This window comes from Mycobacterium pinniadriaticum (assembly GCF_026242045.1).
Lineage (GTDB): Bacteria > Actinomycetota > Actinomycetes > Mycobacteriales > Mycobacteriaceae > Mycobacterium > Mycobacterium pinniadriaticum.
This window is the reverse complement of sequence record NZ_JAPJDO010000003.1, coordinates 307968-325442: the sequence shown is the minus strand read 5'-3', so window position 1 is coordinate 325442 and position 17475 is coordinate 307968. Positions and strand designations below refer to the sequence as shown.

General features: G+C 66.9%; 19 protein-coding genes. 5 read left to right on the top strand and 14 right to left on the bottom strand.

The genetic code is table 11. From position 1 onward, the window contains the following. Window positions 1-43: 43 nt before the first annotated feature. Complete coding sequence (locus ORI27_RS05815; protein WP_265995611.1) at window positions 44-517, bottom strand: ArsI/CadI family heavy metal resistance metalloenzyme; 474 nt, start codon at window positions 515-517, stop codon at window positions 44-46. 100 nt (window positions 518-617) lie between these two features. Here ORI27_RS05815 and ORI27_RS05810 point away from each other — a divergent pair, with 100 nt between their 5' ends. After that, window positions 618-977: an Rv2640c family ArsR-like transcriptional regulator gene (locus ORI27_RS05810; protein WP_265995610.1), complete on the top strand. Its 360-nt coding sequence runs from the start codon at window positions 618-620 to the stop codon at window positions 975-977. Here the strand turns inward: ORI27_RS05810 and ORI27_RS05805 are convergent. The 3 genes from ORI27_RS05805 to ORI27_RS05795 all read right to left on the bottom strand — a co-directional run bounded on the left by ORI27_RS05805 (window position 974) and on the right by ORI27_RS05795 (window position 3420). After that, window positions 974-1402 carry an arsenate reductase ArsC gene (locus tag ORI27_RS05805; RefSeq protein WP_265995609.1) on the bottom strand — a complete coding sequence of 143 codons (429 nt, stop codon included), beginning with the start codon at window positions 1400-1402 and terminating at the stop codon, window positions 974-976. The genes ORI27_RS05810 and ORI27_RS05805 overlap by 4 nt on opposite strands. After that, entirely contained in the window at window positions 1399-1791 is a 393-nt protein-coding gene (locus ORI27_RS05800; protein ID WP_265995608.1) for an ArsR/SmtB family transcription factor, read from the bottom strand. Before ORI27_RS05800 ends, ORI27_RS05805 begins: the two co-directional genes overlap by 4 nt. A gap of 90 nt (window positions 1792-1881) precedes the next feature. Beyond that, on the bottom strand, window positions 1882-3420 hold the full coding sequence (locus tag ORI27_RS05795; protein WP_265995607.1) for an MFS transporter: 1539 nt from the start codon (window positions 3418-3420) through the stop codon (window positions 1882-1884). A gap of 227 nt (window positions 3421-3647) precedes the next feature. On the opposite strand from ORI27_RS05795, the gene ORI27_RS05790 reads away from it, so the two are divergent. The 3 genes from ORI27_RS05790 to ORI27_RS05780 all read left to right on the top strand — a co-directional run bounded on the left by ORI27_RS05790 (window position 3648) and on the right by ORI27_RS05780 (window position 5802). Next, window positions 3648-3935 (top strand): hypothetical protein, encoded by a 288-nt coding sequence (locus tag ORI27_RS05790; RefSeq protein ID WP_265995606.1) that lies wholly within the window; start codon window positions 3648-3650, stop codon window positions 3933-3935. Window positions 3936-4112: 177 nt separating this feature from the next. Further along, window positions 4113-5021, top strand: a complete 909-nt coding sequence (locus tag ORI27_RS05785) for a cytochrome c biogenesis CcdA family protein (protein WP_265995605.1) — start codon at window positions 4113-4115, stop codon at window positions 5019-5021. Window positions 5022-5160: 139 nt separating this feature from the next. Next, window positions 5161-5802 (top strand): TetR/AcrR family transcriptional regulator, encoded by a 642-nt coding sequence (locus ORI27_RS05780; RefSeq protein ID WP_265995604.1) that lies wholly within the window; start codon window positions 5161-5163, stop codon window positions 5800-5802. A 45-nt stretch (window positions 5803-5847) separates the two neighbouring features. Here the strand turns inward: ORI27_RS05780 and ORI27_RS05775 are convergent, their stop codons facing one another. From ORI27_RS05775 to ORI27_RS05765, 3 genes are all read right to left on the bottom strand, one after another. Then, window positions 5848-7092, bottom strand: a complete 1245-nt coding sequence (locus ORI27_RS05775; protein ID WP_265995603.1) for a hypothetical protein — start codon at window positions 7090-7092, stop codon at window positions 5848-5850. A 68-nt stretch (window positions 7093-7160) separates the two neighbouring features. After that, complete coding sequence (locus ORI27_RS05770) at window positions 7161-8321, bottom strand: phosphatase domain-containing protein (protein WP_265995602.1); 1161 nt, start codon at window positions 8319-8321, stop codon at window positions 7161-7163. A gap of 5 nt (window positions 8322-8326) precedes the next feature. Next, window positions 8327-10504: a pentapeptide repeat-containing protein gene (locus ORI27_RS05765; RefSeq protein WP_265995601.1), complete on the bottom strand. Its 2178-nt coding sequence runs from the start codon at window positions 10502-10504 to the stop codon at window positions 8327-8329. A gap of 184 nt (window positions 10505-10688) precedes the next feature. Here ORI27_RS05765 and ORI27_RS05760 point away from each other — a divergent pair, with 184 nt between their 5' ends. Further along, window positions 10689-10886 carry a hypothetical protein gene (locus ORI27_RS05760; RefSeq protein WP_265995600.1) on the top strand — a complete coding sequence of 66 codons (198 nt, stop codon included), beginning with the start codon at window positions 10689-10691 and terminating at the stop codon, window positions 10884-10886. Between the two features lie 4 nt (window positions 10887-10890). Here ORI27_RS05760 and ORI27_RS05755 read toward each other — a convergent pair whose 3' ends face one another. The 7 genes from ORI27_RS05755 to ORI27_RS05725 form a co-directional block, all read right to left on the bottom strand. Then, the gene (locus tag ORI27_RS05755; RefSeq protein ID WP_265995599.1) at window positions 10891-11580 is read right to left on the bottom strand and encodes an esterase; all 690 of its coding nucleotides are present in this window, start codon (window positions 11578-11580) and stop codon (window positions 10891-10893) included. 69 nt (window positions 11581-11649) lie between these two features. After that, window positions 11650-12447 (bottom strand): ABC transporter permease subunit, encoded by a 798-nt coding sequence (locus ORI27_RS05750; RefSeq protein WP_265995598.1) that lies wholly within the window; start codon window positions 12445-12447, stop codon window positions 11650-11652. Window positions 12448-12450: 3 nt separating this feature from the next. Beyond that, entirely contained in the window at window positions 12451-13350 is a 900-nt protein-coding gene (locus ORI27_RS05745) for a 2-aminoethylphosphonate ABC transporter permease subunit (RefSeq protein ID WP_265995597.1), read from the bottom strand. Beyond that, entirely contained in the window at window positions 13347-14459 is a 1113-nt protein-coding gene (locus ORI27_RS05740; protein WP_265995666.1) for an ABC transporter ATP-binding protein, read from the bottom strand. The genes ORI27_RS05745 and ORI27_RS05740 overlap by 4 nt, the downstream gene beginning before the upstream one ends. A gap of 61 nt (window positions 14460-14520) precedes the next feature. Continuing rightward, entirely contained in the window at window positions 14521-15567 is a 1047-nt protein-coding gene (locus ORI27_RS05735) for a 2-aminoethylphosphonate ABC transporter substrate-binding protein (protein ID WP_265995596.1), read from the bottom strand. 14 nt (window positions 15568-15581) lie between these two features. Next, window positions 15582-16271 carry a phosphonatase-like hydrolase gene (locus tag ORI27_RS05730; protein WP_265995595.1) on the bottom strand — a complete coding sequence of 230 codons (690 nt, stop codon included), beginning with the start codon at window positions 16269-16271 and terminating at the stop codon, window positions 15582-15584. 10 nt (window positions 16272-16281) lie between these two features. Further along, window positions 16282-17397, bottom strand: coding sequence for a TIGR03364 family FAD-dependent oxidoreductase (locus ORI27_RS05725; protein WP_265995594.1), 1116 nt, complete (start codon window positions 17395-17397; stop codon window positions 16282-16284). Window positions 17398-17475 lie beyond the last annotated feature (78 nt).

Sequence of the window (17475 nt, the reverse complement as noted above, 5' to 3'; positions counted from 1 at the left end):
ACAATGATTTCAGAGACGACGCGACAATCAAACGGTCGTCGGTTCAGCAGCAGGACGCCTGGGTTGCGGCATCGGTGTGCTGTTCGGCGGCTGCGCCACAGCAACCGGGGCCATCGGCCGGTGTGCCGGTCTGCGGGCTGACGCCGAAGGTCTCGGAGTCGGCCAGCTTGGTGTAGACCTCCCAGCGTTCGCCGCCGGGACCAGTCACCCATACCTTGTCCTGAGTGGCGAAGCAGCAGGTCGTCCCCATCTCCTCCTCGGTGAACAGCCCTTCGTCTGCCAACCGGGCGATCTCGGCGTGCACCTGCTCGCTGGTCTCGACTTCGACCCCGAGGTGGTTGAGGCTACCGCCGCGGCTGGGATTCTCCAGCAGTACCAGTTTCAGGGGCGGCTCGGCGATGGCGAAGTTGGCGTAGCCGGGTTTGACCTTGGCCGGAGACGCGCCGAACAGTTTGGAATAGAACGCAATTGCCTCGTCGAGATCATCGACGTTGAGGGCCAGATGAACACGGGACATGGGAGCCTCCTGGAAACCTGTGGGACATATATCGAACTACTGATGACACTCAGGATGCCACCTTTTCGATATATGTCAATACTTCTGGCATGATGGGGCGATGCCCAAGGCCCTGCCCACGATCGATATGTCCGCGCCGGTGTGCTGTGCGCCTGTGGCCGCGGGTCCCATGAGCGACGAGGCCGCCCTGGCGGTGGCGCTGCGCCTCAAGGCGCTGGCCGACCCCGTACGGGTGAAGATCATGTCGCTGTTGTTCGGAGCGCCCGGTGGGGAGCTGAACAGTGGGGAACTGGCGACGGCGATCGGGGTCAGTGAGTCCACGGCCAGTCATCACCTGACCCAGCTGCGCAATGCGGGGCTGGTCGAGTCGACGCGTCGCGGTATGAGTGTCTACCACCAGCCGCACCGCGACGCGGTTGCGGCGCTGGTGGCCGTTCTGGATCCGAATTGCTGTTCCTAAACCGGGTTTTGATTGTCTGCAGACTGGGGGAGTAGTTCGGCGATCAGTGCTTCGACCCGGGCTTTGATTTCATCCCGGATGGGGCGCACGGCCGCCACGCCCTTGCCGGCGGGATCTTCCAGCACCCAGTCGCGGTAGCTCTTGCCGGGGAAAAACGGGCAGGTGTCGCCACAGCCCATCGTGATCACCACGTCGGAGGCTTCCACCGCGTCGGTCGTCAAGATCTTCGGCGACTGGGCGGAGATGTCGATCCCGACCTCGGCCATGGCCTCGACGGCGGCCGGGTTGACCACGTCGGCGGGGGTACTGCCGGCCGAGCGCACCTCGATGGCGTCGCCGGCCAAGGCGCTCAGGAACCCCGCCGCCATCTGGGAACGGCCCGCGTTGTGTATGCAGACGAAGAGAACGGACGGTTTGGTGCTCATCGGCAGGTCCTTTCCGGTGCGCGATCGGGTGTCGTCGGGAAATCGGTGATGTCGAGGGTCAGGACCGTCGACAACTGTTCCAGGGCTGCCGGTATCACCCAGTAGTACACCCAGGTGCCGCGTCGCTCGCAGTCCACCAGGCCGGCTTCGCGCAGCGTCTTGAGGTGATGAGAGATGGTCGGCTGGGAGAGGTCGAACGTGGGTGTGATGTCGCAGACGCAGCACTGCCCGCCCTCGTGGCTGGCGATCAGGCTCAATATCCGGAGGCGCACCGGGTCGCCCAGCGCCTTGAACATCCGGGCCAACTCGCCGGCCCAGTCCGAGCCCAGCGGTTGGTGTGTCAGCGGTGGGCAGCAGGGCTCACCCGGGGACGACGATGGATCGGACACGGTTCTATATTGATGGTCATCGATACAGCCGTCAATGGCGTGTCAACAACTCGATGGGGCAAAGGATGTGGTCGCCGCCTGCCGGAGCCCTCAGCGCGAGGCGGCGTCCTTGCGCTCGGGCTTGATCAACCACAGCGCAAGAACGATGGCGATAACCGGCGCGACGGCCATCACCAGACTCAGGGTCTGGATCGCCTCGACCATATTGTGCGGCCCATGCTCGACCACCAACCGTGCAAGCTCGGGATCGAGGACGTGGGCGTCGTGCCCGCCACCGTGTGCGGTTCGCATCGCGTCCCGCACGTCCTCATGGGTGATGCCCGACCCGTGGAGTTCTCCGACGATGCTGTTGAAGAAGTAGTTCACGCCGACCAAGGCGAAGATCGTGGGCCCGAGGGAAAAGCCGCCCTCGTTGATCGCGCTCTTGACCCCGGCGATCGAGCCGCCGAGCTCGTCGGGCGCGCTGGACATCATGATGGTGGCCTGCGGAGTGCCGACAAGCGCGCCGCCGACCATGATCAGAGCCACCGCCACGAAGACCGCCAGGGTCGAGGTGTTCAGGTCGAAGAACCGCATCAATATCAGGCCGCTCAACGCCACGAGCAATCCACCGACCAGGACCGTGCGCGCACCCGCCCGATTCATGGCCGGACCGGCGAGGGTGGCGGCCGCGGCCGACAACGCGGTGGCCGGTATCAGCAGTAGGCCGAGCAGCTGCGGTGAATCCTGGCGGATTGTGACCAGGTAGAAAGACAGCACGACCAACGATCCGGCGGTCACGAAGTTGAAGACCAGCCCGGCGGTGGCGGCGGCATTGAATCGTCCCGAACCGAAGACCCGCATATCCAGTGCCGGCTCAGGGGTGCGCCGTTCGTGGATCACGAACCCGCCGCCGGCCAGCAGACCAACGGCGATCGAGACGACACCGATTCGATCGATGCCCATCTCCAACCGTGAGAAGCCATAGATCAGCCCGAGCAGGGTGACGGCGAACAGACACAGGCCGACCAGGTCCAACCGCCGGTGCGCGCGGACGGTGGCGGGCACATAGCGCCAGGTGATCACCAGGCCGACCACCGCGATGATCGGCACGACGAAAAAGCATGCCCGCCAACCGATCACATCGGCAAGCTTCCCGCTGATCGCGGGCAGCGGGGTCGAGACGATGTACCCCACACCGAAATACGCGGCGATCGCGGCCGTCCGCCGGGCTGGTGGGAACACCGCGTTCGTGATCGCCAGCGACAAACCGATCAGGAACGCAAGCGCCACGCCCTCGCCCGCACGGGCGACCATCAAGACCGTCGACATCGGCGCGGCAGCCGAGATCGCACTGAAGACGATCGAGCCGCACAACCCGACCAGATACATCCGCCGCATCCCGAATTTGTCGCCGAGTGCACCCGCGGCCAGCACGGTCGCCGCCATGGCCAACGATGCAAGGCTGGCCACGAACGACGCTGTGTCCGGGGAGATCTGCAGTCCGTCGGCGACGAACTGCAGATTGGTCGACAGGACGGTGGGATCGCCGATCGAGATCGCATAGCCCAGCCCCATGGCCAGCACCGTCATCGTCGCGGCCACACCCGAGACGAGGTGCGGACGGATGTCGGCGCGCTCACCGGTCACGGGCGAGATGTTACTTGCGCCGACGGGTGAGCGCGGCATTGTCGAGAATCGACAAAGGTGCTGGCCAGGGGGGCTGAAGTTGGCTGTCCGGCGTGCCTGCTGGGGGCCCTGGACGGTCAGAGGTCTGCATGCGCACCGTGAACTACACGTGGCCCCGGCGTGACGGTTCGGCGATCCGTGCGGCGATTCGTCGTCCGGGTGCGCCTGGCGCAGGCTATGAATCAACGGTGAGCAACCACCATGTGAACCTGACCGCACAGGAAAGCTCGTTGATCGGCGAGTGCCACCCCGAAGCCCTCGCCCGCATGGACGAGAAGCAGCTGAAGGATCTGCAGAGCAGGCTACGGCAGGCGAGGGAGAAGAACTTCAGTCTGTTGCGGCGTCAGGGCGCAGCCCGAGTGGAGGCCGAGGGCGCTCGTGGTGCCGCCCAACCGGCCAACGAGAAGCGCAGTGAGAAGGTTGAGGTCTTCGACGAGGCGCTGGCCCGGGTGGGCCAGTACCTCGACGCGGAGTAGGGGCCTCGGGGGCGAGTGCCGCCCTCAGGTTCACCGGGACCAATTTTTTTCGATTGAACCGGGGCGCCCCGCGCCTCGTGTCCTACCCGAACGCCAACGCTGGGTCGCCGGGAGACAGGGGTGTGTGATGCGGAGGCCGGCACAGTGATGCACGGATGAGCTAGAGCGCGGGGCATCGTGGAACAAGGCCTGATGGGGCTTGCTTTCGGCGCCGGATTGGTCGCAGTTCTCAATCCGTGCGGCTTTGCGATGCTGCCTGTCTACATGACCTTGGTTGTGCGTGGCGACTCCATCGGCGAGCTCAGCGCGCTTCGCCGCGCGCTGGTGGCCACCGTCGAGATGGTGTTGGGTTTCATGACCGTGTTCGGCGCCTTCGGGCTGCTCACCGTGTCGGCGGCCTCGACCGTGCACCGATATCTCCCGTATGTGACGGTGGTGATCGGCAGTGTCCTCATCGCTCTGGGCATCTGGTCGCTGGCGGGCCGGCACCTTCCGGGATTGAACCCGGTAGTGCGAAGTAGCCGATGGGTGCCGACGGCGCGCGGGAGTTCCATGTTCGGCTACGGGGTGGGTTACGCAATCGCGTCGCTGTCCTGCACCGTCGGCCCGTTCCTGGCTGTCACCGCGGCGAGCTTCCGCAGCGGCCTCATCGTCAATGGGTTGCTGACCTATCTGGTGTACGCCGCCGGGATGTCGCTGATCGTCGGCGTCCTGGCCATCGCCGCGGCATTCGCCAACCCGATCGGCATCTATCGCATGCGCCGAATCCTGCCCTATATCAACAGGATCGGCGGCGCATTCGTCGTCATCGTCGGACTGTACGTCGCGTACTACGGCGTCTACGAGGTACGTCTGTTCAGCGGCAGCGCCACCGCCGAGGATCCGGTGATCGCCACCGCCGGCCGTCTTCAGAGCGCCCTGGCCACCTGGGTGCATGAGCACGGCGGCTATCCGTGGCTGGTGGCGCTGGCTGTGCTGGTGCTCGGCGCGTTGGCAGTGGCCTGGGCAAGGCGGCTGCGTCGTGCGGCCAAGGTCCGTCACGTGCTCGAGCTGCGGTCGGCAGAGCTGAGCGTGTCGTCCGCCTAGCCCGCATTCGCCTACCCCCGGTGAACTGGCGATACTGCTGATCTCCTGCTGAACCACCGATTGTCCCAACTCCCGCCTCCGCGTGGGGGACACTGACTGGGCGATCGGGGACATGATCATCGCGGAGCAAGGAGCGTCAATGTTGACACCAGCGGTTTCGGCAGCCGACCGTGACGGGGGTGCCGAGGCCGCGTCCGCCGACGCCCGGCAGCGAATCCTGCAGGCGACGGTGCAGTGTTTCCGCGCCCACGGCTACGAGAAGTCGTCGATGCGTCTGATCGCGACGACGGCCAACGTGTCGCAAACGCTGCTGCACTACCACTTCGAGACCAAAGAGAAGCTGTTCGACGCGGCGATCAACGACGTGGCGAAGAACCTGTTCGCCACGGCGGCCACGCAGCTGACCCAGGCGGCATCGGTTCCCGACGGTCTCGCCGACGCGGCAGGTCTGCTGTACACCCTGTTCCTGGACAACCTCGACACGGTCACCTTCGTGGTCGAGTTCGGGGCCGCGGCCAACCACAACGACTTCCTGCGGACGGCATACCTCGAGTTTCGGGAAGCGCAGCGTCAGCAGTTCGCCGAAATGCTCCGCACGATCACCGGAGCCGACGCGCCGCACGACAAGATCGACGAGTCAGTGCGTCTGATGGAGGTGGTGCTCCTGGGCATGTCGATGCAGCGTCCGTTCGTGTCGGATGCTGCCCGATTTCGGGCCGACTTCGACAGCTTCGTCCTCATGCTCATCAGGCGGCTCATCGAAGAGATGGCGTCAAGGTGACGTGGAGTCGGCGAGTGATGGCCCATCGTCACCGCTGATCGTCGGCTAAGCCGCCACGATGGCGGGCATGGTGCCGCGAGCCGCGCTCGAGGCGAGACCGGCGAAGTAGGCACCCGACCACATCCACAATCCGGCCTGCAGCCGTAACGAGCTGCGGCCGATGGTCGTGTCGCCGTCGGCGTATGCGGTCATGCTGGACAGCACCGCCGCTTTGGAGATCATCAGGTAGGCCGAACTCAACTCGACCAGCGCGGTGTAGGACGTCGGCGAGAATCCGTTGCGGGCGAGTCCCTCCCACACGAACCTGCCCGCGCTGGTCGCGCCCCGCAGCACCGTGGTCCATATCGACATCTCGGCCCAGCCCAGATTCGTCGGATTGTCCAGCTCGCCCAGTGCGCTGTCGTAGCGGGTGGCCAGCTCCAGCGGGAAGGCGGTCGAGTTACAGTCCAGGAAGCCGTCGCAGCTCAGCGTGTCCTGCATCGACGGCACACCGGGCGGCGGGTTCTCCAGCACCACCTGCAGGTAGCCACGGTTGTATCCGTAGAGCGCGAGCAGTACGGGGACTGAGACGTGCGCGACGGTCGACACCATCGGATCCGGTGCGCGCGCCGCCACGCCCGACAGCCCGGCAGCCAACGTGTCGAAGAGCCGAATCCCGATGGCCGACGGCGACAAGTCGACGGTGGGCGCGGCCACCGACGGCACGGCGACAGCCGCGGTGCCGGTGGTGGCACTCAGGTTGTCGCGCAGCCAGATTCCGCCGAAGTAGCCCGATGCGGCCAGGTTGCCCAGCAGCAGATGTACCTGCCGGGACGGGATGTTCGGCTCGGCCAGGGCGTCGAGACTTTTCACGGCAAGGTCGCCGAAGAAGAACCGGGCGCCGTCGTTGGGATCGCCACCGCCGGCGACGTAGTCATCGGCGAAACCGGTCATGAAGTCGGGCGACACCGTGAACGACAGGCCGCTGCGCACCGGCATCGGCGGCAGCTTCACCGATATCGCGGAGGTGAAGGATCGCACTGCCGAGGACAATTCGCGACGTACCGAGGCCGGTGGCGCGAAGTGTCCGGCCGCCGGGCGGACGGCCGGCCGGTGAGATCGGCTGCGGGTCTTGGCGGCGGCGGTGGACGCCCGCGCCGACCCGGCAACGGACTTCGAGTGGCCCGGCGTGGACTTCCCGGCCGACGGTCCGGGGTCAGCGGCGGCCGACGCCACCCCGTGCCCGACGAGCAACGCCGCTCCGATCCCGAGCGCGACCGCGACGCCCGCGATGTACCCCGACGCCCGCACCCCACCTCCTGAGCAAGGATCCTCTTGACTGCAGCCAGCAGAGACTAACATTGCAGCAAAGTTCGATGTCAGGAATGGTCAACCTCGGCGCGCACCTGGGCGACCGTGTCCTGGTCGCAGAGGTGCAGGCGGTGGGCCAGCTCGGCCGCCTGCGTTGCGTCGGCCACCAGATGCAGGGGAATGTCCTCGCCCCGCAACGCGTCGGCGCGCTCGCGCAGCTGGGAGTTGCGCTCCTCGTCGTCGGCCCCGACCTGCCTGATGAGGGCCAGCAGCACCCGGCCGGGAAACTCCCGGGCCATCTCTTCATAGATCATCGGGTCGCGCTGGCCGCTGTCGCCGATCAGCACGAAGCGCATACGCGGATAGGCCTCGAACAGCCGCCGGGCGGCCGCGCGCTTGTGCTCGGCGCCGCTGCGCCTCAGGTACCGCTCGGTCGGACCCCAGTCGGTGAGGAACATCGGGCCCGGCGGGAAGGCCCGCAGCTCCATGAACTTTTCCAACATCGGATAGAACGACCAACTTCCGGTCGACACATAGAAGAATTCCGGTTCCGGGCGGGCCTTTCCGGAGCGGCCGGGAACGCCGCGCGCCAAGCCCCGATAGAGCGGGGACATCCCCGGAATCGCGGTGCGCTGCTCCACGTCACGCAACAGCGTCCGGGCCACCATCGTCAGACCCTCGGTCAGACCGGTGAGCAGAATCGTGTCGTCGATGTCGGAGACCACCAGAAACGGTGCTGCCAGCGATGGTTTGACCACCCAGCCGGCGCCCACGGCCGGATTGTCGTCGCCGATGTCGGTGGCGACGGCGTCGGCGGCATGCCAGCCGACCCGCAACTTCGGTACCGGTACCGCGAAGTTGGCGAAGCCGTGGCCGTCGGTCACCTCGGTGGCCCGGTGCCGGCCGATCCGCAACTCCACCTCGGCCCCGGCGATGGACAGCGCCGCATGCCGGCGCACATTGCTCTGCGCCACGTCCCAGTACGGGATGCGGCTGTCGCCTGGCAGCTCGGGGGTCTCGATCACCCGGACCCGGACCTTTGCCACGTCGTCGGCCACGAACCCGCGGTAGACGAGCACCCGCACGCCGCGGAACGCACCGGACTGCAGCTTGTAGTCACGGCGCCGCTCGGTGAGTTTGCCCTCCAAACCCGCTACCACCGCGGCGGTTTCGGGGCTGCGCAGGCGCGCGTTCAGGTCCGACGCGATCCGGCGGGGGAGTCGGGGCATGACATCTACAGTACGAACACCGACGAGGACGGGTCGATGGAACTGCCCGACAGATTGGCGAGCACCGCCGTGTAGCCGGGCAGGTCCGGATCACGGTCGAAGTACAGATATCCGGTGGAGGTTTCGTAGACGAACTGGCTGGTGTAGTTGGCGGCACCGCCATCGCCGAACTGGGCGCTGGTGACGATGTCGACCGACGAGCTGGTCGCCCCGTCCAGCGCTGCCTTGTCGATCACGACGACGTCGTGATCGAGCGTGCGGGCATCGAGCAGCGGTGCGTCGTCTCCGCTGGCGAAGGCATGGTCGAGGACGTAGGTGTCGGTGGCGTCGGTGCCGTGTAGCGGCGTAGCCGCCGAGGAACTCGAGTACAGCCAGGTGCCGCCGGTGATCACGCTGTCGCTGACCCCGTCCGAGGTGCCGAACACGTAGACGTCCAGCGACACGGCATCGGGAATGTTGGTGAACTGTCCGGCGGTCTCGTCATTGGGATAGGTGAAGAATCCGTAGACCCCGTTCGCGTCGGCGGGAAACCCGTCGAGCACCGCCGCGGTGCGCAACGCGATCGGGTAGGGAGTGGATCCGGGGCCGGACACCGAGGTCTTCCAGAACGTGAAGTTGCCGTCCGTGGAGTACTGGGTTCCGTTGTAGGCGTAGGGATAACTGCCTGCCACGGAACCGTACTGGACGAAATCCTGATACGAGGCCGGCACCCAGCCGGTGTTGTTCATGTTGATGTTGCTCGCCGGCTCGGTGGACTGCTGGGTCCACACCTTGTCGGGACCGATGATCCGGCTGACCGTTGCCGGTGGGTACGGCGACCACGGCGTGGTACCGCTCCACACCAGATCCGCGTACGGGCCGCCGGCCGTTGTCAATTGATTGACGACTGTGTCGAAATCGTTGAATCCGTAAGTCTTTCCGTCCTGCGCACCCGACCAGTCGGCCCCATTGAGGTGGAACTGCAGCTGGATCGGCAACGACCACTCGTCGATATAGGACGTATCGATGGTGTATTGATAACCGCCGTTGACGGCGTAGTAGTTGTACTCCAGGAAGCTGTAGTTGTCGAAGGAGTTGCCCGCCGTGGGCGCGGTCGGATTGAATGCGTCGACACCGCCCGGCGAGCTCACCGGCAGGGTGAATCCGGCGGACCCCTCCACGATGTAGATCCGGTTCTCCGGAGAGCCCGCCGCGGCGGTGCCGACGGCGAGCGTCACCGCGGTGGTGTCCCCGGCCTGCACCTGGACCGGCGTGAAACCGGCGGGAATGCTGTAATTGCCGGACGTGGTCAGGTTGTACACCCAGATCGTCTGCCCAGAGCTGTTGTGGATCGTGATCGACGGCGGTGACGTCGTGGCCGAGCATCCGCTGCTGGATTTGGCGCCGTCGGGGCAGGTCGTCCGGTGCCAGGTGACGCCGGTGAGGGTCGCGTCGTGCAGGTTGGCCCCGGTCAGGTCCGCGTAGCTCAGCAGCGCGCCGGTCAAGTCCGCGCCGGACAGATCAGCGTTCGCCAGCTCGGCACGGGTGAAATTCACCCCGGTCAGATCCTTGCCCGACAGGTCGGCAGCGGTCAGGTTCGCGCCGAAGCAACTCTTGTCGGTGACACACTCCGGACCCTGGGTGAGGAACGGAAAGAACGTGCGGCGCACCAATAACAGGCCGCCTTCGAGGAAATCGGTGACGGGATTCGCCGGCAGGCGCGACAAGAGATTGGCGACCGAGTTGAACGCTCGCCCCAGCGCCGCGGCGATCGCGTGCTCGCCGGGAAAGGCCGTCACCGCACCGCACGTTCGGCACGTGACTGCCGGGACGGGGGGAACCGCCGCCACGGCGGTGACCGCCACGGCGGTGACCACAGCAGCGGGCAGTTCGGTGCGCGCCGGGCGGGCCAGTGCCGGGCTGACCCGTCTCGAGACCGAGAGCACCGACTTCGGCAGCCTGCGCGCTGGGCCGGCCGCCGCCCGGGGTCGGCTTGCCGAGCCCCGTGTCGCCGGGGTGGAGCGCGATGGTTGCGTTTTTCGCGCCGAGTGCGCGACGGAGGTCTTCGACGCCGAGCCCGCCGAGACCGACCCGGCGTCGGCCGAGTCGGCGGACGCGATTCCGGTGCCATGCGGAGCCGACAGCGACAATCCGGCGGCGAACACCGCCGCGCCGACGCGTGCCCGCGTCTTGTTGGACGCCATCAGACCCCCGATCCTCGACCCGCACATCCCTTTGCCGAGTGACTCTATCCGGGATCGCCGAGATGTCCCCCGATCGGTGGACACCGGATTCAGCCGCCGTATCCGCCAACCTCCCGATACCGGGAGCGGCCACGACGAAGGAGAGTCAATGGCAACGCGACAACACCGAACCAGGAGGTCAGCCATGAAGGATCGGATCATCCGCTGGCTGGAACGGGCCGCCAGCAGCCTCAGCGGGGCGGCACCCCTGGCCCCGATCGACGCGTCCTGGTCCGGCGGCGTGCCCGCGATGGCCGCCCGCGTGCCCGCGATGGACGAGGGCCGCAGCCGAGGCGCCGGACGTCTGCCGATGGCAGCCGCGGCCCACCTGCCGGCGTTTTGAGCCGCTACGCGAGCAGCGGGTCGATCGCCGCGCGCGGAACCAGGATCTGGGTGGCGCCGGCGGCCTCGGGCAGCAGTTCGCCCTGACTGAAGAAGAAGATGACTCCATCGTTGGTGATGGCGAAGTCCTGATAGTTGGCGGGATCCATGCCGGCGATCGGGTCCACGAAAACCGGCTGGCCGGTCTGCTTCTGCAGCTCGGAAACCACGATCGGGAAGACGACCTTGAGTGGGTCGCTGCCCGGCTGCCACAGCGTGTCGAAGGTGATCGGCTTGCGGAAGGCCTGATCCCAGTTGAACGCCTTGAACAACGTCGCCGGGTGTGCGCCACCGATGTTCTCGTAGGTCTGCAGAACCAAACTCTGGGTGCCCCGTGGCGGGATCGCCGAGTCGTAGCTGGTGGCGGTAATGTCCAGCTCGTAGGGCACGTCGAGCGGGGTGGAACTCCTGGCCACGTTCAGGAAGCCGTCGCGGGTCTGGCTGACGTAGTCGGCGACGGCCTTCAGGTCGGGGTAGTCGCTGGGGAAGCTGATGTTGACCTGGTAGGAGGGTTCGGACATCAGAATCTGGCAGGTCTGGTCGTTGTCGACGCCCTTGAGGTCGGCGCAGTAGTTCTTCGGCGCGGCCCCGGCGATGCCGGGAGCGCTGGCCACGGTGACCGCCGCGACCAGCGTTGCCACCTTCAGGATGCGCATGCCCAGTCCCTTCCTGTTCGTCGGCGACAGGTACCGCCGACGACCCAGACTAGGACATGATTGCGCCGGCTAACGTAGCGCAGCGCGGCCCCTGATCCGCCCGAGGGTGATCAGCACCAGCAGTGTCACCAGCAGCAGCACCGTGGTGCTGGCCGCCGCTTGGAACGCCTGCCCGCGGTCGGTGAGTCCGAAGATGGTCACCGGCAACGTCTTCCAGGTCGCGGGATACACCATCACCGTGGCGCCGAGCTCGCCCATCGACAACGCCACCGCCAGGCCGGCCGCCGCGCCCAGCGCGGGCAACAGCAAGGGGAGGGTGATCCGGAAGAGCACCCGGGCAGGCCCGGCCCCGAGCGACTCGGCGGCCTGTCCGAAGGCCGGGTTCTGCCGGTCCAACGCCGCCGACACGGCGCTGAACGCGAACGCCAACACCAGTACGAAGTGGGCCAGGATAACGATCCAGCGAGTACCGCCCAGCAGCAATGGGCGGGAGTTGAACGCGATCAACAGCCCCAGCCCGATGGCGACCGACGGCACCGCGATCGGCAAATGGAACACCGCGTCGGTGAGCCGGCCCAACCACCGGGGCGCACCACGCGATGCGATCGCCGCCCAGCTGCCCAGGAACAGGGCGAGCCCGCCGCCCAGGAACGCGGTCTGCAGACTCACCGACAGACTGGCGAGGTTCTCACCGGACAGCGCCTGCCCGAACCGGGCGAACCCCAGGTCCGACGGTAGCGGACCGTTCCAGGATCCGGCGAGTCCGGCCAGCACCACCGTGGCCAGCGGCGCGACGAAGACCACCAGCACCACCAACCCGAACCCGGCGAGTGCCATCGCCCGACCACGCCTGCTCCACAACAACATCGGCTAGTCCTCCCGGCTTGGGCCAGCGGTGACCCGGGCGAAGATCATTCGGTAGCCGATGTACAGCACCAGCGACAGGACGATCTGAACGGTGGCGATGACGGCAGCTCCGGCCAGGTCGAACGTCACGATGCCGCGAGTGTAGATGAGCACCGGCAGGGTGATGACGCCCTTGGCGCCGGTGAACAGCACGATGCCGAACTCGTTGAGCGTCAACAGCAATACCAGGCTGCCGCCGGCCATCAAGGCAGGCCATGCCTCCGGCATGATCACCGAGCGCAGCACACGCAGGGGAGAGGCGCCGAGGCTGGCAGCGACATCGAGTTGCTGGCGGGGCAGCAAGGCGAACGCGGCCAGCAGCGGGCGGATGACGAACGGGGTGAAGAACGTGATCTCGGCGGCGATCACCCCGGCCGGGGTGTACAGGAAGTTGAGCGCCGGGGAACTGGCGCCGGTGACGCTGGCGATCAGCGCGTTCACCGCACCGGCACTACCGTAGAGAAAGGTGAAAGCCAGGGTGATCAGGAACGACGGCAAGGCCAGGATCGTGTCGATCAGCCGGCCGACCAGTGATGACCCCGGAAAAGGGATGAACGCCAGCACGATTGCCAGGAAGGTGCCCAGGATCAGGCAGCCGATGGTGGAGGTCACCGAGATGGCCACGGTGCGCCACAGGGCGGACCGGAAGACCTGTGAACCCAGGACGGACGTCCAGGTGCTGATGCCCGCGCTGCCGTCGCGGGGGCTGAGCGACTCCAGGCACACCCGCACCAGTGGATAGACCGCCGCGACCAGCACGATGAGCAACGGGGGCAGCGTCCACAGCACCGGGCGGATTCGGGCGAGCGAACGCTTGCGCGGCGTATCACCGGCCGGTGCCGACCGCTCGAGAAGCGCGGTCACCGCCCGGCCCGTACCAATACCCCGGCAGGCTGCGGAAAGCGCAGCCCCACTTCGGCACCCACCGGATACCCGGTGTGGCCGGGTGCGTCGACCTCGATGAGCAGATCGGACAGCCCGTTGACAGACAAGACCACACGGGTTGTCGATCCTCGCCACACGGAGGCATTGACGTTGGCGCGCAAAGCTTCCGGATGTCCCAGTCCGACGATCTGCAGGGCATGCGGCCGAATGCAGAGCAGCGCCTGCGATCCCGGCGCCCAGTCGATCTTGCCGACGGCTGGCTGTGGTGCCTCCGCGCTGACGGTCTTGTGCGCGATGCTCACCAGCGCTGAGGTTCCGATGACCCGCCCGACGGTGCACGGGATCAGGTTGGCACCTCCCAGGAAGGCCGCGGTGAAGCTGGTCGGTGGTCGTTTCCACAGGTTTTCAGCGGTGTCGACGTCCATCAGCCTGGCATCGTTCATCACGACGATGCGGTCGGCCAACGCCAGCGCTTCGGCTTGGTCGTGCGTGACATACAGCATCGCGGTCTCGGGCAAGGCCTCCTTGAGCTGCTGCAATTCGGCCAGCATCGAGTGACGCAACTGGGCGTCCAGCGCCGCCAGCGGCTCGTCCAGCAGCAACACCTTGGGCCGGATCGCCAGCGCCCGCGCGATCGCCACTCGCTGCTGCTGACCGCCGGAAAGCTCACGAGGCAGCCGCTTTCCGAAAGCGGACATGCCCACCATGTCGAGAGCCTCGGCGACACGCGGCCCGATCTCACCGCGCGGAACGCGGTGGGACTTGAGGCCGAACGCCACGTTCTCGGCGACCCGCATGTGCGGAAACAGCGCATAGGACTGCAGGACCACCCCGATGCCGCGCTTGGCCGGCGGCAGATCCGTCACGTCGCGCCCGTCGAGGCGCACCCGACCGGAGGTCGGCCGGACGAATCCCGCCAAGGCGTTGAGCGCCGTCGACTTGCCCGAACCGCTGGGGCCCAGCAGTGCGACGGTTTCACCCGGGGCGACCTTCAGGTTGAAGTCGACCAGGGCGTCGGTCGACTTCTTGCCCCGCCCGTAGGCCACCCCGACGCGATCAAAGGTGATCGCGGGGGTGGCCTCCGGCAGTGTCGGCGTCTGCTGCGCGGCTGCGGTGGTCGGAGAGGAGCTGACGCCGATATCGGCCACGTCAGCTCCCGGTGGCCTTCTGGTAGGCGGCGAGATCGGCGTCGAGGTCGGTCAGCACCGCGTTCCAGTCCGGCGTCCAGACCTGCACGCCGTTGAGCAGGCCGGTCGGGGTGTTGGTGTCCGACGAGACCGTGGAGGTCTTGGCGATCGCGTCCTTCACCGGGATGCCCAATGCCTCTGGTGCGACGGTCTTCTGGACATCGTCGGAGATCAGGAATGCCAGCAACTTCTTGGCATCGTCGGCGTGCGGAGCGCCCTTGGTGACACCCGCGACATAGGGCAGCGCCACGGTGGTCCGGCTGTGGTCGGCCATCGCCGGGAAGAAGATGTTGAACTTCGAGCCGTCGTCCTTGATGGAGCCCAGGTTCATCTGCACATCGCCGTTGGCGACCAGCAACTCGCCGTTGCTGACCTTGGGTTGCAGCTTTCCGGTGGACGATGACGGCCCGACGTTGTTGACCTGCAGCTTGCCCAGATAGTCCAGGGCGCCCGGCTTGCCCATCAGATGCTGGAGCAAGACCAGCACCGCGGTCCCGTCACCGGCCTGCCCGGGAGTCGAATACTGCAGTTTGCCTTTGAATTCGGGCTTGAGCAGATCGTCCCAGCTGGCCGGCTGCGGGTCCGCGCCCGGGTTGGCGATGAAGCTCAGGGCGTTGTTCACGATCGCCACGTAGTTACCGTCGGGACCGACCAGGTCCGGCGAAATCCCGGTGGTGTCGGCACCGCTGGCCTGCAGCAGGCCGGACTTGTCGGCCTTCTGGATGAAGGGAGGCAGGGTCACCAGCAGGTCGGCCTGCGGGTTGGACTGCTCCTTCTCCACTCGCGACACCACCTCACCGGAGCCGGCTTCGACCATGTTGACGTTGATGCCGGTGTCCTTGGTGAACTTGGCGAACTGGCTCTTGTACCAGGTGCCGAGGCCGTCGGCGGTGTAGACCGTCAAGGTGGTGCCATCACCGGAGCCCGACGTCCCGGTACCTCCACAGGCTCCAACCAGCATTGCGACGGCAGCCGCGGTGACTGCCGCCGTCAACTTACGAATGTTCATGAGCACTCCTCGTTTCAGCGGAATTGCAGGACCAGGTCGGCGAACTCGGTGACCGTGGGCACGACGTGGGTGGCGCCCGCGTCGCGTAGTTGTTGTTCGTTGTGGGCGCCGGTGAGGGTGCCCGCCGCGATAGCGCAGCCTGCCCGCAGCGCGCTGTCGATGTCGCTGCTGGTGTCTCCCAGCGCTGCGACGTTGCCGACCGCGTCGACCTGCAGGCGCATCAGGGCCGTCAGGATCAGGTCGGGGTAGGGCCGGCCCCGCACGCCGTCACCGGGAGCCAACGTCAGGTCGGCCAGCGCCTGCCAGCCCAGGGCGGCCAGCAGTTTGTCTTGGGTGACCGCGCTGAAGCCGGTGGTCAACGCGACCCGCACGCCGGCGCTGCGCAGATTCGTGATCGCCTCGGCCGCGGCGGGAATCGCCCGGGCGTTGCCGTTGTCGATCAGCTCCGCATAGGCCGACTCGAATGCCCGATTGGCCCGCTGGGCCAGTTCCTCGCCGTCGAACAGCGCCCGGAACACCGCGATCTTCGACTGGCCCATGGTGTCGAGCACATAGCGGCGGGCCCGTTCGCGTTCGGTGCCGCTGGGCGGGAGCCCGCCCGCGGTGGCGGCCGCCTCGAAGGCCTCGACCACCAACCCGTCGTCGGCCACCGTCGTGCCGGCCATGTCGATGACCGCCAGCTGAATAGTGTTGTCCACCAGCATGTTCCCTTTCTCAGATGCCGATCAGTTCCGCGGTGTGCTCGGCGATCGCCGGGGCCAGCGTCATGCCCCGGCCACCGGGCCCGGTGACCAACCAGACGCCCTGACCGATCGCGCGCCGGCACACCAGTTCGCCCGGGTCGGTGCATTGGCTGTAGACCCCCGCCCACCGCTGTCGCACCGGCGGCAGGGGCCGTCCGAGCAATTCCTCCACCAGCTCGGCCAGGTACGCATAGGGCGGCTCGTGGACGTCGAATCCGAACGGCTCGGCGTACTCGTGCGTGTCACCGATCGTCAGCCCGCCATGCAGGCGCTGTACGCACAGCAGCTGCATCTCGTTGGCGTCGGCAACCGCTTCCTGAGGTTCGTTGTCCCGCAGGTCATCCAGTGCCGAACCGGCGTAGCCGGGGTAGTACCGGAAACTGTCTCCGTCGGCGATGGCGGTGGTAAGGGGCTCACCGAGCGGCTCGGTCTGCATCATCTGCAGGCGCACCCGTCGCACCGGCAGGTCGCCGGCGACCTCTCGGGTGAGCCCGCCGTGGGCGGCGCCCGGGCACAACAGCACCAGGTCGCCGTCGTGACGGCCACCTCGGTCGTCACGTACGACAGCGCCGTCGATCGAACGGGCTTCGGTACCCGCCAGGAAGGTGTAGCGTCCGGTGCTCGCCAGGTGTGCGCGGATCGCGGGTAGAGCCTGACGTGACTCCACTGCGGCATCACGCGAACAATGAAGTCCGGCAAGGAATCTGCCACGCAGCGCGGGATTGAGGGCGCGAACGTCAGCCGGCTCGAGCAAGTGGAAGCCACGCCGGCCGGCGTCCGGGCGGCCGGCTACCTGTTCGGCGACGGCCACCTCGCGGCCAGAGCGCAGCAGGGTCAGCGATCCCGCCGGGCGGAACCCGACTCCGGGGACCCGTTCACCGATCTTCTCCCAGAGTTCGCGGGCACGCAGCGCGGCGTCAAGTTCGTGGTGCGCCCGCCCGGACACCCACACCAGGCCGAAGTTACGGACCGTCGCGCCGCGGGCCTCGGTCTCGCGTTCGAGTTGGACGACGGTGTGTCCCCGTTCGATGGCTTCCCATGCGTGGGCGGTGCCCAGCACGCCGCCACCCACGATCGTCACCCGCATGGGTACTGAGGCTCTACACCCTGGGCGTCGGTGGACCTACGGGCCGGTTCTGGCTGACTGAACAAAAGATTAACGATT